This is a genomic window from Rhodococcus aetherivorans (assembly GCF_025722975.1).
Taxonomy (GTDB): domain Bacteria; phylum Actinomycetota; class Actinomycetes; order Mycobacteriales; family Mycobacteriaceae; genus Rhodococcus; species Rhodococcus aetherivorans.
Genome location: NZ_CP106982.1, coordinates 551,165 through 570,335, shown reverse-complemented (window position 1 = coordinate 570,335; position 19,171 = coordinate 551,165). Strand labels below are relative to the sequence as shown.

Here is a 19,171-nt window from a genome sequence, read left to right as displayed (position 1 = left end):
CCGCGATGACGACGGCCGCGGACGTCGGAGGTCCCCTCGTCGGGATCGCCGGGTTCACCCGCGCCCTCGCCGCGGCCGGCCTGCCCGTCGCCTCGGACGCCGCCGAGGCCTACGTGCGCGCCCTGCGCGAGATCGACCTCGGCGACCGCCGGCAGGTGTACTGGACCGGACGTGCCACCCTGTGCCACGACCCCGCCGACATCCCCCGCTACGACCTCGCGTTCGAAAGCTGGTTCGGGGGAACGGCACCCGGCGTGACGTCGCCGCAGACCCGCACCCCGCGTCGGGCCCGCATCGCCGGACTCACATCCGCGGGGGGTGACGAGACCGCCGGGGAGGGTCCGGAACTGCGGGTCGCCGCGGACGACGCCGACGTGCTCCGCCGTCGCGACATCGCGGAACTGTCCGACGCCGAGCGGGCACACCTCGCCGAGCTGATCGCCACGCTGCATCCGCGACCGCCCACCCGCCCGGCGATGCGGCTGCGCCCGTCGCGCCGGGGCCGCATCGACCCGCGCCGCACGGTGCGCCGGATGCTCGCGGCCGGGGGCGAGCCCGTCCGGCCCAGCCGGCACGGCAAGGCGACCCGTGCGCGCCGGGTGGTGCTGCTGCTCGACGTCTCCGGATCGATGAGCCCCTACGCGGACGCACTGCTGCGGTTCGCGCACGTGGTGACCCGCGCCGATCCCGCCCACACCGAGGTGTTCTCCCTCGGCACACGCCTGACGCGGCTGTCGCGCGCGCTGCGGGCCCGCGACCCGGAACTCGCCCTCGCCGCGGCGGGCCGGGCGGTCCCCGACTGGGCGGGCGGCACCCGGCTCGGCGAGACCCTGCGGGCGTTCCTGGACCGGTGGGGCCGTCGGGGGCTCGCGCGCGGTGCCGTCGTGGTGATCTTCTCGGACGGCTGGGAACGCGGCGATCCCGGCCTGCTCGCCGAGCAGCTCGCCCAGCTGCGCCGCCTCGCCCGCGCCGTGCTGTGGGTCAACCCGCACGCCGGGGCGGCCGGGTACGAGCCGGTGCAGTCCGGCATCGCGGCCGCCCTGCCGCATCTCGACCGTCTGCTCGCCGGGCACAGCCTCGCGACGCTGCAGGAACTGCTGGAGGAGGTCCACCGTGCGTGAGGTTCTCGACGAACTCGACCGTCGCTACCGGGCCGGCGACACCGTCGCCTTGGGAACCGTGGTCTCGACGTTCCGTTCCGCGCCGCGCGCACCGGGCGCGGCGATGCTCGTCGCCGGCGACGGCACCGTGACCGGCAGCGTCTCCGGCGGTTGTGTGGAGGGCGCCGTGTACGAGCTCGCCCAGCAGGTGATCGAGGACGGTGTGCCCGTGTTGCAGCGGTACGGCGTGTCCGACGACGACGCCTTCGCCGTCGGGCTCACCTGCGGCGGCATCATCGACGTGTTCGTCGAACGGGTGGACGTCGCCGGATTCCCCGAGCTGGGCGAGGTCGTCGCGTCGGTGCGGGCCGGGGAACCCGTCGCGGTCGCCACCGTCACCGAGCATCCCGATCCGGCGTGGGTTGGTCGGCGCATGGCGGTGTGGCCGGATCGCGCGCACGGGGCGCTGGGGTCGGCGCGGGCGGACGACGCCGTCGCCGACGACACGCGGGGTCTGCTCGCCGCGGGCCGGACCGCGACGCTGCACTACGGGCCGGACGGGCAGCGCCGCGGCGAGGGCATGTCGGTGTTCGTCCACTCGTTCCAGCCGCCGCCGCGGTTGCTGGTGTTCGGCGCCATCGACTTCGCGGCCGCCATGGCACAGCTCGGCTCGTTCCTCGGCTACCGCGTGACGGTGTGCGACGCGCGGGGCGTGTTCACCACCGCCGCCCGGTTCCCGGCCGCCGACGAGGTGGTCGTGGACTGGCCGCACCGCTACCTCGCCGCCGAGGCGGCCGCGGGGCGCGTCGACTCGCGCACGGTCGTCACGGTGCTCACCCACGACCCGAAGTTCGACGTGCCGCTGCTCGAGGTGGCATTGCGGCTCGACCTGGCGTACGTCGGTGCCATGGGGTCGCGGCGGACGCACGAGGACCGGTTGGCGCGCCTGCGCGAAGCGGGGATGACGGAGGACGAGCTGGCGCGGCTGTGCTCCCCGATCGGCCTGGATCTGGGGGCGCGCACTCCGGAGGAGACCGCGGTGTCGATCGCGGCGGAGATCATCGCGCTGAAATGGGGTGGCCGGGGTGAGCACCTCGCCCGCACCGAGGGCCCGATCCACGCCCACGAGGACAGCGCGGTTCCCGGGCAGTAGGAGCTGCCCGGGGCGGCCGCACTCAGCCCTCGGCGACGACCCGGAACTTCTCGAGCGAGGTGTCGGTCGCGTCGGGAATCACCATCCCGGCGTTCACGCCGCTGCGCAGGTAGTCGACGACGGCGTCGTCGAGCCGCTCACCCGGCACGACGGCGGGAATGCCCGGCGGATAGGGGGTGATCTGCTCGGCCGCGATGCGCCCGGCGGCCCGGCCCGCGTCGACCATCTCCGCCCTGCCGAAGAACGCGTCGCGCGGCGACATCACCGAGTCGAGCTGCAGCTCGCCGGGGCTCGGCAGATACATCTTCGGCGGCGGATCGAACGACTCCGCGGCCTGCGACAGCGACTCGAGCGCCGCGACGAGCCGGTCCGTGGTGCCCTCGTCGTCCGCCATGGAGAGGGTGGCCAGGATGCGCCGGTGATCGGTCATGCCGAGGTCGAGCCGGCAGTGCTCGCGCAGCCAGTCGCTGCACTGATAGCCGGAGACGCCGAGTTCGCTCACGTCCAGGAGGATCTGCAGCCGATCGAGATCGTGCGAGGCCTCCTCGCCGAGCAACCGGTCCTCGAGGACGGTCGGCCCGTCGATCGCGGCGATCCGGTCGCGGGTACGCCGAGCCAGCTGCAGTGCGTCACCGAGCAACTCGGCGCCGTGCTCGACCATCTGCCGGCGCCACCCGTCGATGGCCGAGTAGATCATCACGTTCGGGCTCGTGGTCATCAGCAGGTCGGCACAGGCCGACAGGTGCGCCCCGTCCACCAGGTCGCCTTGCAGGTGGTACACCGATCCTTGCTCGAATCCGGCACCCATCTTGTGGACGCTGACCACGCAGATGTCGGCGCCGGCGTCCATGGCCCAGGTGGGCAGGTCGTCGTGGAACGGCAGGTGCGCGCCCCACGCCTCGTCGACGATGAGGGGCTTGCCCCGCTCGTGGCAGACCTTCGCGATGCCCTCGAGGTCCGCGCACGTGCCGTAGGGGCTCGGGCTGACGATCAGCGCGCCGGCCGCATCCGGGTACTTCTCCCACGTCGCGCGCACCTGGTCCGGCGACGGCGGATGGGAGAAGTGCATCTCCTCGTCCCACCGGGGTGTGATCCAGCGGGGCGTGACGCCGCTGAAGATCAGCCCGGCGACGATCGACTTGTGCGAGTCCCGGCCGACGAGCAGTCCCCCCGGATCGTTGCCCGCCACCGCCATCATCGCGGCCTTCACCGACAGGGAGCTGCCGCAGGTGGAGAAGAACGCCTGCTCCGCTCCGACCGCCTCGGCCATGAGCTGCTCGGCCCGCGACAGGTAGCCGTTGCCCGACTTCCGGTCGTCGAGGCCGCCCGAGGCGAGCACGTCCGAGCGGAACGTGTCGAGCCCGAGGACCTTCTTCACCCGCGGGTCGGCACCGCGGCCTTGGCGGTGGCCGGGCGGAGAGAAGCCGTAACGGTCGAGCCGGTGGTACTGATCCAGTGCATCCAGCAGGGGAGTTTCGGACTGATCCATGCCCGGGGGGTACCCCACACGCGGACCGAAAATGCCCTGCCGCGGGTCGGCTTCGCGAGTCGGATTCCCCCGTCCCGCCGCCACCCGCGCGGGAACGAGGTTGTTCCGCCACCGATTCGGCGAATCGGCGTATTCGGTGGTCATCGTTGGAGCACAGTGTCAGTGAACACTTCTCGACGATCTTGGATCCCGGATGTTCCCGGCATTGGAGGCCCGATGCGCATCACTGTCACCGTCGACGGGACGACCTACACGGACGAGGTGGAACCGAGGCTGCTGCTCGTGCACTACCTGCGCGACCGGCTCGGCAAGGTCGGCACCGTGGTGGGCTGCGACACCAGCAACTGCGGTGCCTGCACCGTGCACCTCGACGGCCGCAGCGTCAAATCCTGCTCGGTGCTCGCCGTGCAGGCCGACGGTGCGGAGGTCACGACCGTCGAAGGCCTGTCCCGCGACGGCGTGCTGCACCCCGTCCAGCAGGCATTCCACGACAACCACGCACTGCAGTGCGGCTACTGCACGCCCGGCATGATCATGTCGACGATCGACCTGCTCGAGGAGAACCCCGATCCCGACGAGCACGAGGTGCGGCTGGGTCTCGAGGGCAACCTGTGCCGCTGCACCGGCTACCAGAACATCGTGCGGGCGGCGCTGGACGCGGCGCAGAAGGCCCGGGCCGCCGAACTGCAGACGGACAACACGACGGCAGGAGGCGGGCGATGACCAGCACCGTCGAACCCGAGATCGGCCAGTCGCGGCGGCGCAAGGAGGACGAGCACCTCGTCACCGGGCGCACCCGCTGGACCGACAACCTCGTCCTCCCCGGGATGCTGCACATGGCGATCCTGCGCAGCCCGTTCGCCCACGCCCGCATCACCTCGATCGACACGTCGGAAGCACGGCAGAGACCCGGCGTGGTGGCGGTGCTCACCGGCGCGGACGCCTCGCCGGAGCAGGGCAGCCTGCCGTGCGCGTGGGTGATCACCCCCGATATGAAGATCCCGCCCGCGCCGTCCCTGGCCGTCGACACGGTCAACTTCGCCGGGGAGGCCGTCGCCCTCGTCGTCGCGCGCAGCGCCTACGAGGCCCACGACGCCCTCGAGGCGATCGACGTGGACTACGACGAGCTGCCCGTGGTCCTCGACCTGGCGACCGCCGCCCGCGACGGCGCCGACCTCGTGCACCCGGATCTCGGCACCAACGTCAGCGCCACCTGGACGTTCGACTCCGCCGAGGCCGGCACCGGCGGCGACGTCGAGCAGGCCATCCGCGACGCCGAGGTCGTCGTCGAGCGCACGTTCCGGCAGCAGCGGCTCATCCCGGCGTTCATGGAACCGCGCTCCGTCGTCGTCGACCCGACCGGGCCGCAGATCACCGTGTGGTCGGCCACGCAGATCCCGCACATCCTCAAGATCATGCTGGCGATGACGCTGGGCGTCCCCGAGCACAAGCTGCGGGTGATCGCACCGGACGTCGGCGGTGGTTTCGGCGGCAAGCTGCAGGTGACCCCGGAGGAATTGCTCGCACTGCTCGTCGCGCGCCGGCTCGGGAAACCGGTCAAGTACACCGAGACCCGCAGCGAGTCGATGGTCGCGGCGCATCACGGCCGCGACCAGATCCAGAAGCTCACCCTCGCCGCGCGCCGCGACGGCACCGTCGTCGGCCTGAAGGTCGAGCTGCTCGCCGACATGGGCGCCTACCTGAGGCTCGTCACCCCGGGCGTACCGATCCTGGGCGCGTTCATGTTCAACGGCATCTACAAGTTCGGCGCCTACCACTTCTCGTGCACCAACGTGTTCACCAACAAGGTGCCCACCGACGCCTACCGCGGGGCGGGCCGGCCGGAGGCGACGTTCGGGATCGAACGGATCATGGACGAGCTCGCCGCCGAGCTGTCGATGGATCCGCTCGAGCTGCGCGCCAAGAACTGGATCCGGCACGAGGAGTTCCCGTTCGACACCGTCGCGGGCCTGACGTACGACTCGGGCAACTACGAGGCGGCCACCGCGAAGGCCCGCGATCTGTTCCGGTACGACGAGTTACGCCGCGAGCAGGAGGAACGCCGCCGCCGGCAGGACCCGGTCCAGCTCGGCATCGGGGTGTCGACCTTCACCGAGATGTGCGGCCTGGCGCCGTCGCGGGTACTCGGCTCGCTCAACTACGGGGCGGGCGGCTGGGAGCACGCCGCGATCCGCATGCTGCCCACCGGCCGGGTGGAGGTGGTCACCGGTTCGTCGTCGCACGGGCAGGGCCACGAGACGGCGTGGAGCCAGATCGTCGCCGACCGGCTCGGAGTGCCGTTCGAGGACATCGAGGTGCTGCACGGCGACACGCAGACCTCGCCGAAGGGGTTGGACACCTATGGATCCCGGTCCCTCGCCGTCGGCGGTATGGCCGTGGTCAAGGCCGCGGAGAAGGTGATCGCGAAGGCCCGCCCGATCGCGGCGCACATGATGGAGTGCTCGGAGGACGACCTCGAGTTCGCCGAGGGCCGGTTCCGGGTCCGGGGTACCGAGAAGGCCGTGGGCATGAGCGACATCGCGCTCGCGGTGTTCACCGCGGCCGACCTGCCCGAAGGCATCGAGCCGAACCTGGATTCCGAGGCCACCTACGACCCGGACAACTTTTCGTTCCCGCACGGCACGCACCTGTGCGCCGCCGAGGTGGACACCGAGACCGGGCAGGTGCGCATCCGCTCGTACGTGTGCGTCGACGACGTCGGGCACGTCGTGAACCCGCTCATCGTGGAGGGGCAGGTGCACGGCGGCCTCGCCCAGGGCATCGCGCAGGCCCTGTACGAGGAGGCCGTCCACGACGAGTCCGGCACCCTGCTCAGCGGTTCGTTCGCCGAGTACCTGCTGCCGTCGGCCGCGGACCTGCCGACGTTCACCACCGACCGCACCGAGACCCCCGCCACCGGAAACCCGTTGGGCGTCAAGGGGGTCGGCGAGTCCGGCACGATCGCCTCCACGCCGGCGGTGGTCAACGCCGTCCTCGACGCCGTGCGCCACCTCGGCGTGCGGGACATCGAGATGCCGTGCACCCCGATGCGGGTGTGGCACGCCGTCGAATCAGCTCGGCAATCGGCTCAGGGAGGCGCCCGATGATTCCGTCGACGTTCGACTACGTCGCGCCCACCACCATCGACGAGGCCGTCGCCGCGCTGGCCGCGGCCGGGGAGGACGCCAAGATCATCGCCGGCGGGCAGAGCCTGATGCCGGTGCTGCGGCTGCGGTTGGCCGCCCCCACCACGCTCGTCGACCTCGGGCGCGTCCCCGACCTGCGGGGGGTGCGCGAGGACGGCGGCGACCTCGTGATCGGCGCGATGACCACCCACCACGACGTGATCCACGATCCGCTCGTGCGTGAACACGCGCGGCTGCTCGCCGAAGCCACGAGCACGGTGGCCGACCCGCAGATCCGGCACCGCGGCACCCTCGGTGGGGCCCTGGCCCACGCCGATCCGGCCGGGGATCTCGGCGCGCCGGTGCTCGCCCTCGAGGCCACCCTCGTCGCGGCCGGACCGTCGGGGCGGCGCAGCATCCCCGTCGCGGAGTTCTTCGACGACTACTTCACCACCACCCTGCAGCCCGAGGAGATCCTCGTCGAGGTGCGGATCCCCAAGCTCACGGGATGGGCGGCGCGGTACGAGAAGTTCAACCGGGTGGCCCACGCCTGGTCGATCGTCGCGGTCGCCGCCACCGTGCAGACGGACGGCGGCACGATCCGTCAGGCCCGGGTGGCGCTGACGAACATGGCGGCCGTGCCCGTGCGGGCGCACGCCGTCGAGCGGGCCCTCGTCGGGCAGCCCGCGACGGCGGACACCGTCCGTGCCGCCGCCGAGCAGGCCACCGAGGGCACCTCACCCATGAGCGACGGCAACGCCGACGCCGACTACCGCCGCCAGCTCGCGCGGGTGCTCACGCGCCGTGCCGTGGCAACGGCAGCGGACGTCGCCTGAGCACACACTGGAGACGAACCATGCAACTCGAACACCACATGTCCGTGCCGGCACCCATCGACGAGGTGTGGACGGCACTGCTCGACCCCGAGAAGGTGGCACCCTGCATGCCCGGCGCCACCCTCACCGGCGTCGACGGCAACACCTTCACCGGCACGGTGAAGATCAAGATGGGACCGGTACAGCTGCTGTACAAGGGCACCGGGGAGTTCGTCGAGACCGACGAGCAGGCCCGCCGGGCGGTCATGGAGGCCGCCGCGAAGGACTCGCGCGGCAACGGCACCGTGAACGCGACGTTCACGATCACCCTCGTCGGCGACGGCGACCGCACCGAGGGCACCGTCGTGACCGACCTGTCCATCACCGGCAAGCCCGCCCAGTTCGGGCGGGGCATGATCTCCGACGTCGGCGGCAAGATCATCGAGCAGTTCACGGCGTGCCTGGCGGACAAGCTCGGTGGCCCGCCCGCCCCGGTGCCGACGCCGGAGGCCGCCGCGCCCCCACCCCCGGCGGGCGGGGCCCCGGAGGTGACCCCGGCCGTGCCGGTGACGGCGGCACCACAGCCCACCGAGGCCGCGCCGCTGGACCTGATGCAGTACGCCCGCGGGTCCGTGCTCAAGCGCGTCGGCCCGGCAGTGGCCGTGTCGGCGCTGGTGGCCCTGATCGTCTACCTGCTGCTGCGGCGCCGCCACCCCTGAGACCGCCTGTTCGCCCCTCCCCTCCTCGAGCGAATGTATCGTTCCGTCGGCCTGATCGAGTGAGCGATACATTCGCTCGGCACGGGCGGGCCGACGGAACCGGCGCCGATCACTGCAGCAGCCGCCAGATCCGGTCGCGGGAGAGCGGCAGCTCGTGCGGCCGGACCCCGATCGCGCGGCGCACAGCGTTCGCCAGCGCGGGTGCCACCGGGTTGAAGGGCGCCTCGCTCATCGACTTCGCGCCCATCGGGCCGAGCGCGTCGTAGGTGTCGGCGAAATACACCTCGGTGCGGGGCAGGTCGGCGTACTGCGGAATGTGGTAGTTCCGCAGCGCATCGGTGACGACGCGGCCGGTGTCGTCGGTGACGAGTTCCTCGTACAGCGCGACCCCGATCGCCTGGGCGGCGCCGCCCTCCACCTGGCCGCGGCACTGCTCGGGGTTGACCACGACGCCGGCGTCGGCGGCCTGCACCGACTGCAGGATCCGCAGCTCGCCGGTGCGCACGTCGACGGCGACGCGGAAGGCCTGCACGTTGAACGACAACGAGCGGGGCAGGCCGCCGTGGCTGCCCTCGGCCCGCAGCGTGCCGCCGGCCGCGTCGAGCAGTTCGCCGGGGCTGACGAGGCGGCCGCCCGCACGCACCCCGTCCGCCTCGGGCACCGCGTCGTCGGGGTCGGTGCCGGTGATCTGTCCGGCGAGTTTGACCATCCGCCGGCGCAGTTCCCGCGCGGCGGCGAGCAGGGCCTTGGCGGCGACGACCGTCCCCGACGATCCGTACGCACCGGTGTCGTGGGTGGTGACGTCGGTGTCGGACTGGCGGATCCGGATGCGGTCGGGGTGGGTGGCCAGCTCGGTGGCGGCGATCTGGGTGTGCACGGTGGTGGTGCCGTTGCCGAACTCGGCGGTGCCGACCCGCGCGAGATAGGTGCCGTCGCGCAGCAGTTCGACGGACGTGTCGGCGACGTGCCCGCCCGGCGGGTTCGACGCGATCATCGCCAGGGCCATGCCCTCACCGACGCGCCACTGCGGCCCGGCCGGTTCCCCGGCACCGCCTCGGCGCATCGCGTCCTGCACCAGGTCCAGGCACTGGTCCAGCCCGTAGCTGCCGAAGATCAGATCGCCGCCCTCCGGGTGCGCACCCACCAGGTCGTCGCCGGGCACGACGACGTTGCGCCGCCGCAACTCGTACGGGTCCATGCCGAGTTCGACGGCGAGCTCGTCCATCGCCGACTCGATTGCGAAGACGATCTGCCCCAGCCCGTAACCGCGGAACGCGCCGGAGGGACGGTTGTTGGTGTACACGGCCTGGGCGTCGACCCGCTTGTTCGGGCACCGGTACACCTCGACGGATTCGCCGCATCCGTGGAACATCACTCCCGCCGAATGGTTTCCGTAGGCGCCCGCGTCGGAGAGCACATCGATCGCCAGGGCGGTGAGGACGCCGTCGGCACCGGCCGCGACCGTGACGTCCACGCGCATCGGATGCCGGCACGGCGCGACGGTGAGCTGATCGGTGCGGGTGAACTCCCACTGCACCGGGCGTCCGGTGCGCAGGACGGCCGCCGCGACGACGTCCTCGGCGAGCATCTCCTGTTTGGCGCCGAAGCCGCCGCCGACGCGCGCGGCGAACACCCGTACCCGATCGCGGTCGAGACCGAAGATGTGGCACAGCTCGTCGCGAACGAGGAACGGCACCTGCGTGGAACTGCGGATCACCAGGCGGCCCCCGGTCGCGAGATCACCGCTGCCGTCGATCCACCCGATGGCGCCGTGGGTCTCGAGGTGGGTGTGCTGCACGCGCTGCGTCTGCCACCGGCCGCGCACGACGGCGGCGGCCGCGGCAACGCCGGCGTCGACGTCACCGACCTCGCCGTGCAGTTCGGCGACGAGGTTGCGCGACGGATCGGCGATGCGGTTCTCGGGTCCCTTGTCCGCGTGCAGCAGCGGAGCGCCGGGCCGGCGCGCCTCGTCCGGGTCCAGGACGTACGGCAGCACCTCGTATTCGACGGCGAGCAGGCGACATCCCTCCTGCGCGAGCGCCGGGGTCTCGGCGACGACGGCCGCGACCCGCTGCCCGTGGTGGCGCAGGATCCGGTCGAACAGTACGGTGTCGTCGGGGTCGTCGTCCCGGTGTTCGTGGCGGGCCGTGGAGTACGCGACGGCCGGGGCGTCGCGGTGACAGAGCACCGCGTGCACGCCGGGCAGTGCCTCGGCGGCGGTGGTGTCGATCGAGACGATCCGTGCGTGGGCGTGCGGGCTGCCGAGCACGGCGACGTGCAGCGCACCGGCGACGGTGGTGTCGAAGGTGTAGGGCTCGGCGCCGGTCACCACCCGCGCGGCGGCCGGGGCACGCAGGGACCGCCCGCAGGAGGGCCCGGGCGCGGGCGCCTCCACGTTGGTGACGCCGCGCAGCGCGTCGTCGACGGATCGGTAGCCGGTGCACCGGCACAGGTTCCCCTTGAGCCGGTTCGGCAGGTCCGTCAGATCGTCGTCGGTCAGGGTGGCGGCGGTGACGATCATTCCGGCCGTGCAGAATCCGCACTGGAACCCGGCGGCGTCGACGAACCGCTGCTGCAGCGGATGCAGATCGTCACCGGTGCCGAGGCCGGCGACGGTGGTCACGGCGTGGCCCTCGGCACGCACGGCGGGAAAGACGCACGAGTGCACCGCCTCTCCGTCGACGAGGACCGAGCAGGCGCCGCAGTCGCCGGCGTCGCAGCCCTTCTTGACCTCGAAGTGGGCGTGCTCGCGCAGCAGCGTGCGCAGGCACTGTCCCGGCCGGGGGTCGGCGTCGAGTTCGCGGCCGTTGACGGTGAACCTCACGACAGTTCCTCCCGGATCTCGTCGGCCAGGACGGCGGTGACGGCGCGGCGCCAGTCGGCGGCGCCGTGCGCGTCGGTGAAGTACGCGTCGGCCGGCACACCGGTACGCAGCGCGTCGGCGAGTTCGCCGGGCGTGGGTGGATCGGGGAATCGGAACACGTAGGGCCGCACGGTCGCGGCGGTCACCGACAGCGTGAAGGCGCCGTCGGGGCCGACGCGGCCGATCACCACCGCGCCGGAGCGGCCGAGTGGGGCGAGCGCGATCTTGCGGAACGCGGTGCGCGACGCCAGCGCCGCCGCGGGGACGTGCACGCTGCGCAGCACCTCGCCCGGCCCGAGCAGATTCGTGCCGTTTCCGGTAACGAACTGCTGCACGGGAATCCGGCGCTCCGCGCCGCCGGGCGCCCAGATCAGGGCGGTGGCGTCGAGCGCCGTCGACAGCGAGATCATCGCCCCCGCCGGGAACGCGAGGCAGACATTGCCGCCGACGGTGGCGCGCTTCCAGATCTTCCACGAGGCGAGCAGTGCCGCCGCGCACTGATGGAACAGCGCTGCGCTCGGCCATGTTTCGGTGCCCGACAGCGCGGCGAGGCGTTCCACGGTGCAGGTGGCCGCGATCTCGAGACCGGCGTCGGTGACGGTCAGAGCGGGCCAGCGCAGGCCGGACAGGTCCAGCAGCCGGCGCAGGTGCGGCTGCGGCTCGGAGAACAGCCACGTCCCGCCGCCGACGAACGCCGTAGCAGCGTCGGCGACGAGATCCTCTCGGGTACAGGCTATGTCGTATGCAGTCACGGTGTGCAGGTCCATGCGCTCACCCCGCCTTCGCCACCAGGGCGTCGTGCGCGGCGGCAACCTCCGCGGCCACCGACGTCTCGTCGACGGTGCGCACCTCGTCGCGGCGCACCACCTCGCGACCGTCGATCAGCAGCAGCTCGAGCGGCGGCTGGGAGCCGAGCACGAGCGCCGCGACGGGATCGGTGATGCCCGCATGGGCGAGCGTGTCGATCCGCCACAGCGCGAGGTCGGCAAGCTTGCCGACCTCCAGGGAGCCGATCTCGTTCTCCCGGCCGAGGACCCGCGCCCCGCCGACGGTCGCCAGTTCCAGGCTCTGCCGGACCGTCATCGCGCGCGGCCCGCTGCGGGCCCGGGCGAACAGCGCGGCGTGGTGGGCCTCCTCGAGCATGCAGCACGACTCGTTGCTCGCCGCCCCGTCGACCCCGAGACCGAGCGGCACCCCCGCCGCGTACAGGTCGGCGGCGCGGGCGATGCCGGCACCGAGGCGGGCGTTGGACGTCGGGCAGTGCGCCGCGCCCGTGCCCGAGGCGGCGAGCACCCCGATGTCGCGGTCGTCCAGGTGCACGGCGTGCGCGTACCAGACGTCGGGGCCCGTCCAGTCGAGCGACTCCATGTACTGCACCGGATTGCAGCCGAACCGCTCCATGCAGAAGTCCTGCTCGTCGAGGGTCTCCGCGAGGTGGGTGTGCAGCCGCACCCCCAGATCGCGGGCGAGCACCGCGGACTGCTTCAGCAACTCCGTGCTCACCGAGAACGGCGAGCACGGTGCGAGCGCGATCCGCAGCATGGACCCGAACGACGGATCGTGCCACCTCTCCACGGCCCGTTGGCTCTCGACGAGGATGGTGTCGAGGTCCTCGACGACGTGGTCCGGCGGCAGGCCGCCCGCGCTCGCGCCGAGGTCCATGGATCCGCGGCACGGGTGGAACCGGACGCCGACGTCCGCGGCCGCGGCGATCTCCGCACCGAAGACGTCGCCGCCGTCGCGCGGGACCACGTAGTGGTGGTCGGTGCTGGTGGTGCAGCCGGTGCGGACGAGGTGGGCGAGGGCGCCCTTCGCCGCGACGTGCACGGCGTCGGCGTCGATCCCGCCCCAGACGGGGTACAGCGTCGTCAGCCACTCGAAGAGGGTGTGGTCGACGGCGAGGCCTCGGGTGATCCACTGGTACAGGTGGTGGTGGGTGTTCACCAGGCCGGGCGTCAGCACACAGCCGGTGCCGTCCACGAGGGTGGCGTCGGCGTAGCCGCGCGGCTCGCCGGCGCCCACGGCGACGATCCGGTTGCCCTCGACGACGACGTGCCCGCGCCGGTACTCGGCCCGTCCGGCGTCCATCGTCACCACGTGCGCGCCCTGGATCACGATCGGCCGGGTGGTGTTCGGCTGCATCGGCGTTGCTCCTCACGCTCGTCGACGCTCCCAGTCAACGCCCCGGAAACCGCAACATCCCGGTCGGCACACACGAAACGGAACCGAAATATCGGCTTCGTATTGTGCGATCGTCCAAACCCGTCACCCGGAGGTGAACGCCGTGCTGCTACAGGATGTCCTCGACGCACCGGAGCTCGGAATCCGCCTGCTGCACGGCGACTCCGATGCGCTCACCCGCCCGGTGCTGCGGGCGTGCACGACCGACATGCCCGATCCCACCCGCTACGTGAGCGCGGGATCGTTGGTGTTCACCGGCCTCGTCTGGCGGCGCACCGCGGCGGACGCGGACCTGTTCGTCACGCTGCTCGCCCGCGCCGGGGTCTCCGCCCTCGCCGCCGGGGAGGCGCTGCACGGGCAGGTGCCGTCCGACGTGGTCGAGGCCTGCGTCCGGCACGGGATACCGCTGCTCTCGGTGCCCGAGGAGGTGCCGTTCAGCCGGGTCATCGAGTACATGACCGGCCGGATGGCCGGGGCGCGGATGGACCGGTTGCAAACCGGCCTGGCCCGGCAGCGACGGCTGCTCACCGCGGTCGCCGACGGGTGCAGCCTCGACGAACTCACGGACCGGACCGCCCGGGAGTTCGGGGTGTCGGCGTGGCTGCTCACCGCCACCGGGATGCCCGTCGCCGGCGCCGATCCCCTGCCCGACGAGGATGTCGACGCCCTCACCAGGACCGCGCTGACCGCCGATCGCCTGCCCGCCGAGGTGGCGGGGGGATACACGGTGCTGCCCGTCGGTTCGGGGCTCGCCGACCGGATCGGCTCGTGGTACCTCGTGGTCCGGCACGCCGGCACCCCGGACGCGGAGTGCCTCGACGCCTTCGGCGAACTCGCCGCGGTGGCGGCCCTCGACCGGGTGCGGCGGGAGGAACGCCGCCGGCTCGGGTGGGAGGCCGCGGACCGGACGCCCCCCGGGGGCGACATCGACTGCGGCAGATCACCGGTCGCCGTGGTGGTCGACCGTGCCCCGGCCGGCACCCCGGAGCAGCGCGCCGCGATGCGGGCCGCCGTGCAGGACGCGTTGTCCGGCGCCGTCACCACCGTCGACGTCGCCGGGCGCGTCGTCGCGCTGGTCGACGGCGACGAGTCCGAGGTGGTTGCCGCGCTGCGGCGGCGCCTGGGGCGCCTCGCTCCCGCGCTGGCCCGGACTCGCCTACTCGTCGGTGTCAGTGCCTGCGGCACAGGTGAATCCGTTGACGGCGCGGTGCGCTCCGCGGCCGCCGCCGTCGCCGCGGCGCGCGGCGACGCGGGGGCGGTGTGCGTGCGGGCGGCCGAGCTCGATTCCGCGCTCGGGTTGTTCACCGCCGTTCCCGATCAGTTGCGCCGCGCGTTCGCCGGGCGCATCCTCGGGCCCGTGCTCGAGCACGACCGGCGCACCGACGCCGGGCTGCTCGCCACCCTCGAGGCGTTCCTCGACTGCGACGGCTCCTGGCGCCGCACGGCGGACCGACTGCACGTGCACCTGAACACGGTCCGCTACCGGATCGGCCGCGTCGAGGCACTCACCGGCCGCGACCTCGGACGCATCGGCGACCGACTCGACGTGTACCTCGCCGTGCGCGCCCTGGCGTGAGGGCGGCGCGTCAGACGGCGCCGGTGTAGGCGTCCCAGGCGATCCCGGCGTCGGGGGCGTCCTCGCGCTGCACCGTCGCCTGGATGAGGCCGTAGGGCCGGTCGTCGGCGTGGAAGACCTCGTTGTCGTTGGCCACGCCGAACCGCTCGAGGTCGTAGACGAAGTGATGCTTGTTGGGGGCCGACAGCCGGATCTCGGCGACGAACGGGTACTTCTCGAGCACGGCGCGTCCCATCTCGAAAAGAGTCTGCTGCAGTGCTTTCGACTGAAGGTTCGCGAACCGCTCGAGCATGGTCGCCTTGATCCCGGCGTAGGTGGCGTCCCAGTCGACGTCGGTCGTGGTGAACCGCCACTTCGCGACGAGGCTCGTCGCCATCACCCGGTCGCGAGTCGGCTCGAGGACCGTGTACGGATCGGTGAGGAACCCGGCGAACTCGGAACCGGTGGACTTGAGTACGACGAGGTCCTTCAGCCCGCCGATCACCCATTCCCGGCGCGCCCGGCCGGAACCCTGGACGGTCACCGCGGCGGTGCGTACCTCGGAGCCCTTCCGGGTCCAGGTGTGGTCGTGCCCCACACCGTCGACGGCGACGCGCTCCCAGGCGTATTCCTCGATCTCGATGCGAGCCGAGTGGACGGGTTCGACGTCGTCGACGAAGTGCCGCGCGAGGGCGAGGGCGTAGGTCTCGACGAACTCGACGCCCTTGGCGTAGGCGTAGATCGTCTGCTTCTGGGTGTCGGTGGGCAGGACGGTGCCCTGGTCGCCCTCGAGGTGCGCGGCGCCGAAGTCGCCGCGCAGGCAGGACGAGACGTTCATGTCGCGGATCTCGTGCCGCGGGGTGTCGCGATGGATCCGCACCACGCGGTTCTCGGCCTTGCCGTACTGGTGCGGTCCGAGAACGATCTTGCCGGTCAGTTCGGTCATGGGGTCAGCTCCCGCGGTAGGTGGAGTAGGCGAACGGGGACAGCAACAGCGGCACGTGGAAGTGATTGCCGGCCACAGAGATCCGGAAGGTGACGACGACCTCCGGATAGAAGGGGACGATGTCGCGCTCGGCGAACCAGTCGCCCGTGCCGAAGGTGAGGGTGTAGGTGCCGGGCGGCAGGGGCTCGTCGGTCAGTGCGCGGATCCGGCCGTCGTCGTCGGTGCGTCCCGTCCCGAGGACGCTGCCGTCCGCGCCGGCCAGGGCGACGTGCACTCCGGCTGCCGGAGTCCCGGTGGTGGCGTCGAGCACGTGCGTACTGAGGGTGCTCATCACCCGCCCCCACGGGACGCGACGTCGGCCTCGTCGAGCACGAGACGTTCGAGCCGGAGCCGGGTGATGTCGGCCAGGGCGGAGCGCACCTCCGCGGCCTCGGTGGCGGGATCGTTGCCGAGGCGGCGGTGGAGGATGTCGAGCAGCTCGGCGGCGGACCGCCCGGCCGCGCGCACGAGGTACACGTGCCCGAACCTGTCCTCGTAGGCACGGTTGCCGGCGGCGAGGGCGGCAAGGATCCGGGCGTCGGCGGTGGCGACGGCCGACTGCTCCCGCTGCGACGACGCGCTCTCCGAACGTTCCCCGATGCGCGGATGCCCGGCCAGGGCCTCGGCCCGGCCGTGGTCGTCGAGACCCGCGATCGCGACGGACACGGCGTCGAGCAGGGCCGGACGGTCGCCGTACGGGCGTCCGGCGGCCACCCGGGCGGCCCAGGTCGCGCCGGCGCAGCAGGTCGTCAGCAGCGCGACGGCCTCGGGTTCCGGCAGGGCGTCGAACTCGGCGACGGTGTACGGCACGGGAGCCTCCTTCGTTCCGGTGTCTCCACCCTCGCGCAGGCGGGGCGGCTCCCGGGGTGCCCGCAGCTACAAAGTCGGCCGCGGTCCGGCGGAGGGGTTTGGACGATCATCCAGGGCCGCGGTCCGGGCCGACCGCCACCGATCGACCGCCCGGAATGAAACCGGCGGCGACGGAGGTTGGACCCGGCGTGACGGATTCGACGAAGGCAGAGAACACGACGCAGACTCCCCCGCTCGGCCGCTTCGGCGTCTGGCGGCACGCGACCGGCCTCCCACCGGAGACCGGAGCCGAGATCGAGAAGCTCGGCTACGGCACCATCTGGATCGGCGGTTCGCCGCCCGCCGACCTCGAGGTGGCCGAACGCCTCCTCGACGCCACCGAGAACATCGTCGTGGCCACCGGCATCGTCAACATCTGGACCGCCCCCGCCGACGAGATCGCGGCCTCCTACCACCGGCTCGAGGAACGCCATCCCGGCCGCTTCCTGCTCGGTGTCGGCGTCGGCCACCCCGAGGCGCACGGTGAGACGTACCGCAAGCCCTACGCGGCACTGGTCGAGTACCTGGACGTGCTCGACCGCGAGGGCGTGCCCGAGGCGCGGCGGGTCCTCGCCGCGCTGGGACCGAAGGTGCTGAAGCTGTCCGCGGACCGGGCCGCCGGAGCCCACCCCTACCTCACCACCCCCGAGCACACCCGCGAGGCGCGCGCCGTTCTCGGCCCGGGCGCCGTGCTCGCCCCCGAGCAGAAGATCGTGCTGTCCACCGACGTCGCCACGGCCCGCACCATCGGCCGCAAGGCCGTTGCCAACCCGTATCTGAAGCTGCGCAACTACCGTGCGAATCTGGAACGCACCGGCTTCACCGCCGAGGAACTCGACAACGACGGCACCGACCGGGTCGTCGACGCGCTCGTCGCGCACGGCGACGCGGAATACATCGCGTCGCGTCTGCGGGAGCACCTCGACGCCGGGGCGGACCACGTCGCGGTCCAGGCCCTGCCGATGCGGGACGACCCGGTTCCGGCCCTGCGGGAGGTCGCCGCGGCGCTCGCGCTCTGAGGCCCGGAACCGCGACGACTCACCGCTCTACGCCCCGGATCCGGACGCAGCAGAACCCCGGTTCCGGGGCGAGTTCCGCGCAGAGCCGGTCGGTCCCGAGTCCGGCGACGACCCCGTCGAGCAGGGCGAGGTTCATCCCGCAGACCAGTTCACGGTGCTCGTTCGCCAGCCGGTCGAACGGGCAGTTCGCCAACCGCATCTGCCCGTCGCCGGACAGGCGCGGCTCGTAGCCGTGCCGGGCGAGCAGCCGCGCCATACGTTCGAGGTCGGTACCTCCCGCGTCCATAGGACCGGGCACCGTTCCGGCGGGCACGGCCGGGGTGGCCGCATTCGCGGCAATACGCCGGCCGTGCTCGACGGCAGCGGTCCGCACCGCCTCCGCGATGGGCACCGAGTCGCGCATCGACCGCTCGATCGCGGCCGCCAGAACCTCCCCGGCGAGGTCGTAGCGCCGCTCGGGCAGGGAGATCGACAGCTCGCGCGACGAGCGCCGATAGAGCTTCGACGGCCGTCCTGCACCCGGGCCCGTCCGCCCCGAGAGCCTGCGGTACTCCGTCTCGAGCAGGCCCTCCTCCACGAGCCGGTCGAGGTGGAACCTCGCTGCGTGCAGCGGCAGGCCTACCGCGGCCGCAGCCTGCTCGCGCCCGACCGCGTCCGCTTGTGCGGCGACGTAGCGGTAGAGGGACCTTCGAGCCGGGTCTGCCAGCGCACCGATCCCCGACGCCTGTTCGGCGAACTCGTCCTGCACGATTCCCCCTTCTAAAAGAGAAACTTCTTGACGTAATCTACGTCACACTTCTAAAATCAAATCTACTCTCTCTTAGAAGTCAGGAGACTTCGATGAGCCACACGCCCACCTCCCCCACCACGCTCCACTCCACCCCGGCCGGCACGAACGCCGGCGCCCGCCAGGCATTCGTCCTTCTCCGGACCGTGTTCACGGTGGCCCCGATCGCCTTCGGTCTCGACAAGTTCGCGAACCTGCTCACCGACTGGGAGCGCTACCTCGCACCCTGGATCGACGACCTCGTCCCGGGCACCGCCCACCAAGCCATGCTCGCGGTCGGCGTGGTCGAGATCCTCGCCGGCATCGTCGTCGCGATCAGACCCGCCATCGGCGGCTACGTCGTGGCCGCATGGCTGCTCGGCATCATCGTCGACCTGGTCACCCTCGGCGGCTACCTCGACATCGCGCTGCGCGACTTCGGATTGGCGGTTGCCGCCCTCGCCCTGGCCCGACTGGCCACCGCCCCGGTGACTCGCCGCGGACCCACCCCGGGCACATCGTGAAACCGAGCCACCGGTTCACGGACGTCCG

Annotated in this window: 17 protein-coding genes; 9 read left to right on the top strand and 8 right to left on the bottom strand. The window is 72.2% G+C overall.

All coding sequences use genetic code 11. The features are described 5' to 3' along the window. The first annotated feature begins 5 nt into the window (after positions 1–5). The gene (locus OCS65_RS02635) at positions 6–1,121 is read left to right on the top strand and encodes a vWA domain-containing protein (protein ID WP_263508673.1); all 1,116 of its coding nucleotides are present in this window, start codon (positions 6–8) and stop codon (positions 1,119–1,121) included. After that, entirely contained in the window at positions 1,114–2,253 is a 1,140-nt protein-coding gene (locus tag OCS65_RS02630) for an XdhC family protein (protein WP_006944119.1), read from the top strand. The genes OCS65_RS02635 and OCS65_RS02630 overlap by 8 nt, the downstream gene beginning before the upstream one ends. A 22-nt stretch (positions 2,254–2,275) precedes the next feature. Here the strand turns inward: OCS65_RS02630 and OCS65_RS02625 are convergent, their stop codons facing one another. After that, entirely contained in the window at positions 2,276–3,742 is a 1,467-nt protein-coding gene (locus OCS65_RS02625) for an aminotransferase class I/II-fold pyridoxal phosphate-dependent enzyme (RefSeq protein WP_006944120.1), read from the bottom strand. 216 nt (positions 3,743–3,958) lie between these two features. Here OCS65_RS02625 and OCS65_RS02620 point away from each other — a divergent pair, with 216 nt between their 5' ends. The 4 genes from OCS65_RS02620 to OCS65_RS02605 are packed head-to-tail and all read left to right on the top strand — an operon-like array spanning position 3,959 to position 8,401. Beyond that, positions 3,959–4,465 carry a (2Fe-2S)-binding protein gene (locus OCS65_RS02620; RefSeq protein WP_006944121.1) on the top strand — a complete coding sequence of 169 codons (507 nt, stop codon included), beginning with the start codon at positions 3,959–3,961 and terminating at the stop codon, positions 4,463–4,465. After that, on the top strand, positions 4,462–6,849 hold the full coding sequence (locus OCS65_RS02615) for a xanthine dehydrogenase family protein molybdopterin-binding subunit (RefSeq protein WP_006944122.1): 2,388 nt from the start codon (positions 4,462–4,464) through the stop codon (positions 6,847–6,849). Before OCS65_RS02620 ends, OCS65_RS02615 begins: the two co-directional genes overlap by 4 nt. Continuing rightward, entirely contained in the window at positions 6,846–7,703 is an 858-nt protein-coding gene (locus tag OCS65_RS02610; protein ID WP_029546635.1) for an FAD binding domain-containing protein, read from the top strand. Before OCS65_RS02615 ends, OCS65_RS02610 begins: the two co-directional genes overlap by 4 nt. A gap of 20 nt (positions 7,704–7,723) precedes the next feature. Beyond that, on the top strand, positions 7,724–8,401 hold the full coding sequence (locus tag OCS65_RS02605) for an SRPBCC family protein (protein ID WP_006944129.1): 678 nt from the start codon (positions 7,724–7,726) through the stop codon (positions 8,399–8,401). Between the two features lie 109 nt (positions 8,402–8,510). Here OCS65_RS02605 and OCS65_RS02600 read toward each other — a convergent pair whose 3' ends face one another. The 3 genes from OCS65_RS02600 to OCS65_RS02590 are packed head-to-tail and all read right to left on the bottom strand — an operon-like array spanning position 8,511 to position 13,406. Beyond that, complete coding sequence (locus OCS65_RS02600) at positions 8,511–11,225, bottom strand: molybdopterin-dependent oxidoreductase (RefSeq protein WP_231772303.1); 2,715 nt, start codon at positions 11,223–11,225, stop codon at positions 8,511–8,513. Next, positions 11,222–12,031, bottom strand: a complete 810-nt coding sequence (locus OCS65_RS02595) for an FAD binding domain-containing protein (RefSeq protein WP_231772302.1) — start codon at positions 12,029–12,031, stop codon at positions 11,222–11,224. Before OCS65_RS02595 ends, OCS65_RS02600 begins: the two co-directional genes overlap by 4 nt. 4 nt (positions 12,032–12,035) lie before the next feature. Continuing rightward, entirely contained in the window at positions 12,036–13,406 is a 1,371-nt protein-coding gene (locus OCS65_RS02590) for an 8-oxoguanine deaminase (RefSeq protein ID WP_006944138.1), read from the bottom strand. Positions 13,407–13,548: 142 nt separating this feature from the next. Here OCS65_RS02590 and OCS65_RS02585 point away from each other — a divergent pair, with 142 nt between their 5' ends. After that, entirely contained in the window at positions 13,549–15,021 is a 1,473-nt protein-coding gene (locus tag OCS65_RS02585) for a PucR family transcriptional regulator (RefSeq protein ID WP_065923588.1), read from the top strand. A 10-nt stretch (positions 15,022–15,031) separates the two neighbouring features. Here OCS65_RS02585 and pucL read toward each other — a convergent pair whose 3' ends face one another. From pucL to uraD, 3 genes are read right to left on the bottom strand one after another with little or no spacing between them, the layout of a single operon-like run. Further along, on the bottom strand, positions 15,032–15,946 hold the full coding sequence (gene pucL / locus OCS65_RS02580) for a factor-independent urate hydroxylase (protein WP_161996257.1): 915 nt from the start codon (positions 15,944–15,946) through the stop codon (positions 15,032–15,034). A 4-nt stretch (positions 15,947–15,950) separates the two neighbouring features. Next, a complete protein-coding gene (gene uraH / locus OCS65_RS02575; protein WP_006944145.1) occupies positions 15,951–16,277 on the bottom strand; it encodes a hydroxyisourate hydrolase in 327 nt (108 codons plus the stop codon). Beyond that, entirely contained in the window at positions 16,277–16,795 is a 519-nt protein-coding gene (uraD, locus tag OCS65_RS02570) for a 2-oxo-4-hydroxy-4-carboxy-5-ureidoimidazoline decarboxylase (protein WP_231772301.1), read from the bottom strand. Before uraD ends, uraH begins: the two co-directional genes overlap by 1 nt. 155 nt (positions 16,796–16,950) lie before the next feature. On the opposite strand from uraD, the gene OCS65_RS02565 reads away from it, so the two are divergent. Further along, a complete protein-coding gene (locus OCS65_RS02565) occupies positions 16,951–17,853 on the top strand; it encodes an LLM class F420-dependent oxidoreductase (RefSeq protein WP_231772300.1) in 903 nt (300 codons plus the stop codon). A 19-nt stretch (positions 17,854–17,872) separates the two neighbouring features. Here OCS65_RS02565 and OCS65_RS02560 read toward each other — a convergent pair whose 3' ends face one another. Then, positions 17,873–18,601 (bottom strand): helix-turn-helix transcriptional regulator, encoded by a 729-nt coding sequence (locus OCS65_RS02560; RefSeq protein WP_029546643.1) that lies wholly within the window; start codon positions 18,599–18,601, stop codon positions 17,873–17,875. 92 nt (positions 18,602–18,693) lie between these two features. Here OCS65_RS02560 and OCS65_RS02555 point away from each other — a divergent pair, with 92 nt between their 5' ends. After that, complete coding sequence (locus OCS65_RS02555; protein WP_006944152.1) at positions 18,694–19,143, top strand: hypothetical protein; 450 nt, start codon at positions 18,694–18,696, stop codon at positions 19,141–19,143. The last annotated feature ends 28 nt before the right edge of the window (positions 19,144–19,171 follow it).

What these genes read in the sequence shown, in the direction of transcription:
- OCS65_RS02620 (WP_006944121.1), top strand. Translation starts at nt 3,959, where the DNA reads ATGCGCATCACTGTCACCGTCGACGGGACGACCTACACGGACGAGGTG.
- OCS65_RS02605 (WP_006944129.1), top strand. Translation starts at nt 7,724, where the DNA reads ATGCAACTCGAACACCACATGTCCGTGCCGGCACCCATCGACGAGGTG.
- OCS65_RS02610 (WP_029546635.1), top strand. Translation starts at nt 6,846, where the DNA reads ATGATTCCGTCGACGTTCGACTACGTCGCGCCCACCACCATCGACGAG.
- uraH (WP_006944145.1), bottom strand. Translation starts at nt 16,277, where the DNA reads ATGAGCACCCTCAGTACGCACGTGCTCGACGCCACCACCGGGACTCCG.
- OCS65_RS02565 (WP_231772300.1), top strand. Translation starts at nt 16,951, where the DNA reads ATGAAACCGGCGGCGACGGAGGTTGGACCCGGCGTGACGGATTCGACG.
- pucL (WP_161996257.1), bottom strand. Translation starts at nt 15,946, where the DNA reads ATGACCGAACTGACCGGCAAGATCGTTCTCGGACCGCACCAGTACGGC.
- OCS65_RS02595 (WP_231772302.1), bottom strand. Translation starts at nt 12,031, where the DNA reads ATGGACCTGCACACCGTGACTGCATACGACATAGCCTGTACCCGAGAG.
- OCS65_RS02555 (WP_006944152.1), top strand. Translation starts at nt 18,694, where the DNA reads ATGAGCCACACGCCCACCTCCCCCACCACGCTCCACTCCACCCCGGCC.
- OCS65_RS02625 (WP_006944120.1), bottom strand. Translation starts at nt 3,742, where the DNA reads ATGGATCAGTCCGAAACTCCCCTGCTGGATGCACTGGATCAGTACCAC.
- OCS65_RS02590 (WP_006944138.1), bottom strand. Translation starts at nt 13,406, where the DNA reads ATGCAGCCGAACACCACCCGGCCGATCGTGATCCAGGGCGCGCACGTG.
- OCS65_RS02635 (WP_263508673.1), top strand. Translation starts at nt 6, where the DNA reads ATGACGACGGCCGCGGACGTCGGAGGTCCCCTCGTCGGGATCGCCGGG.
- OCS65_RS02615 (WP_006944122.1), top strand. Translation starts at nt 4,462, where the DNA reads ATGACCAGCACCGTCGAACCCGAGATCGGCCAGTCGCGGCGGCGCAAG.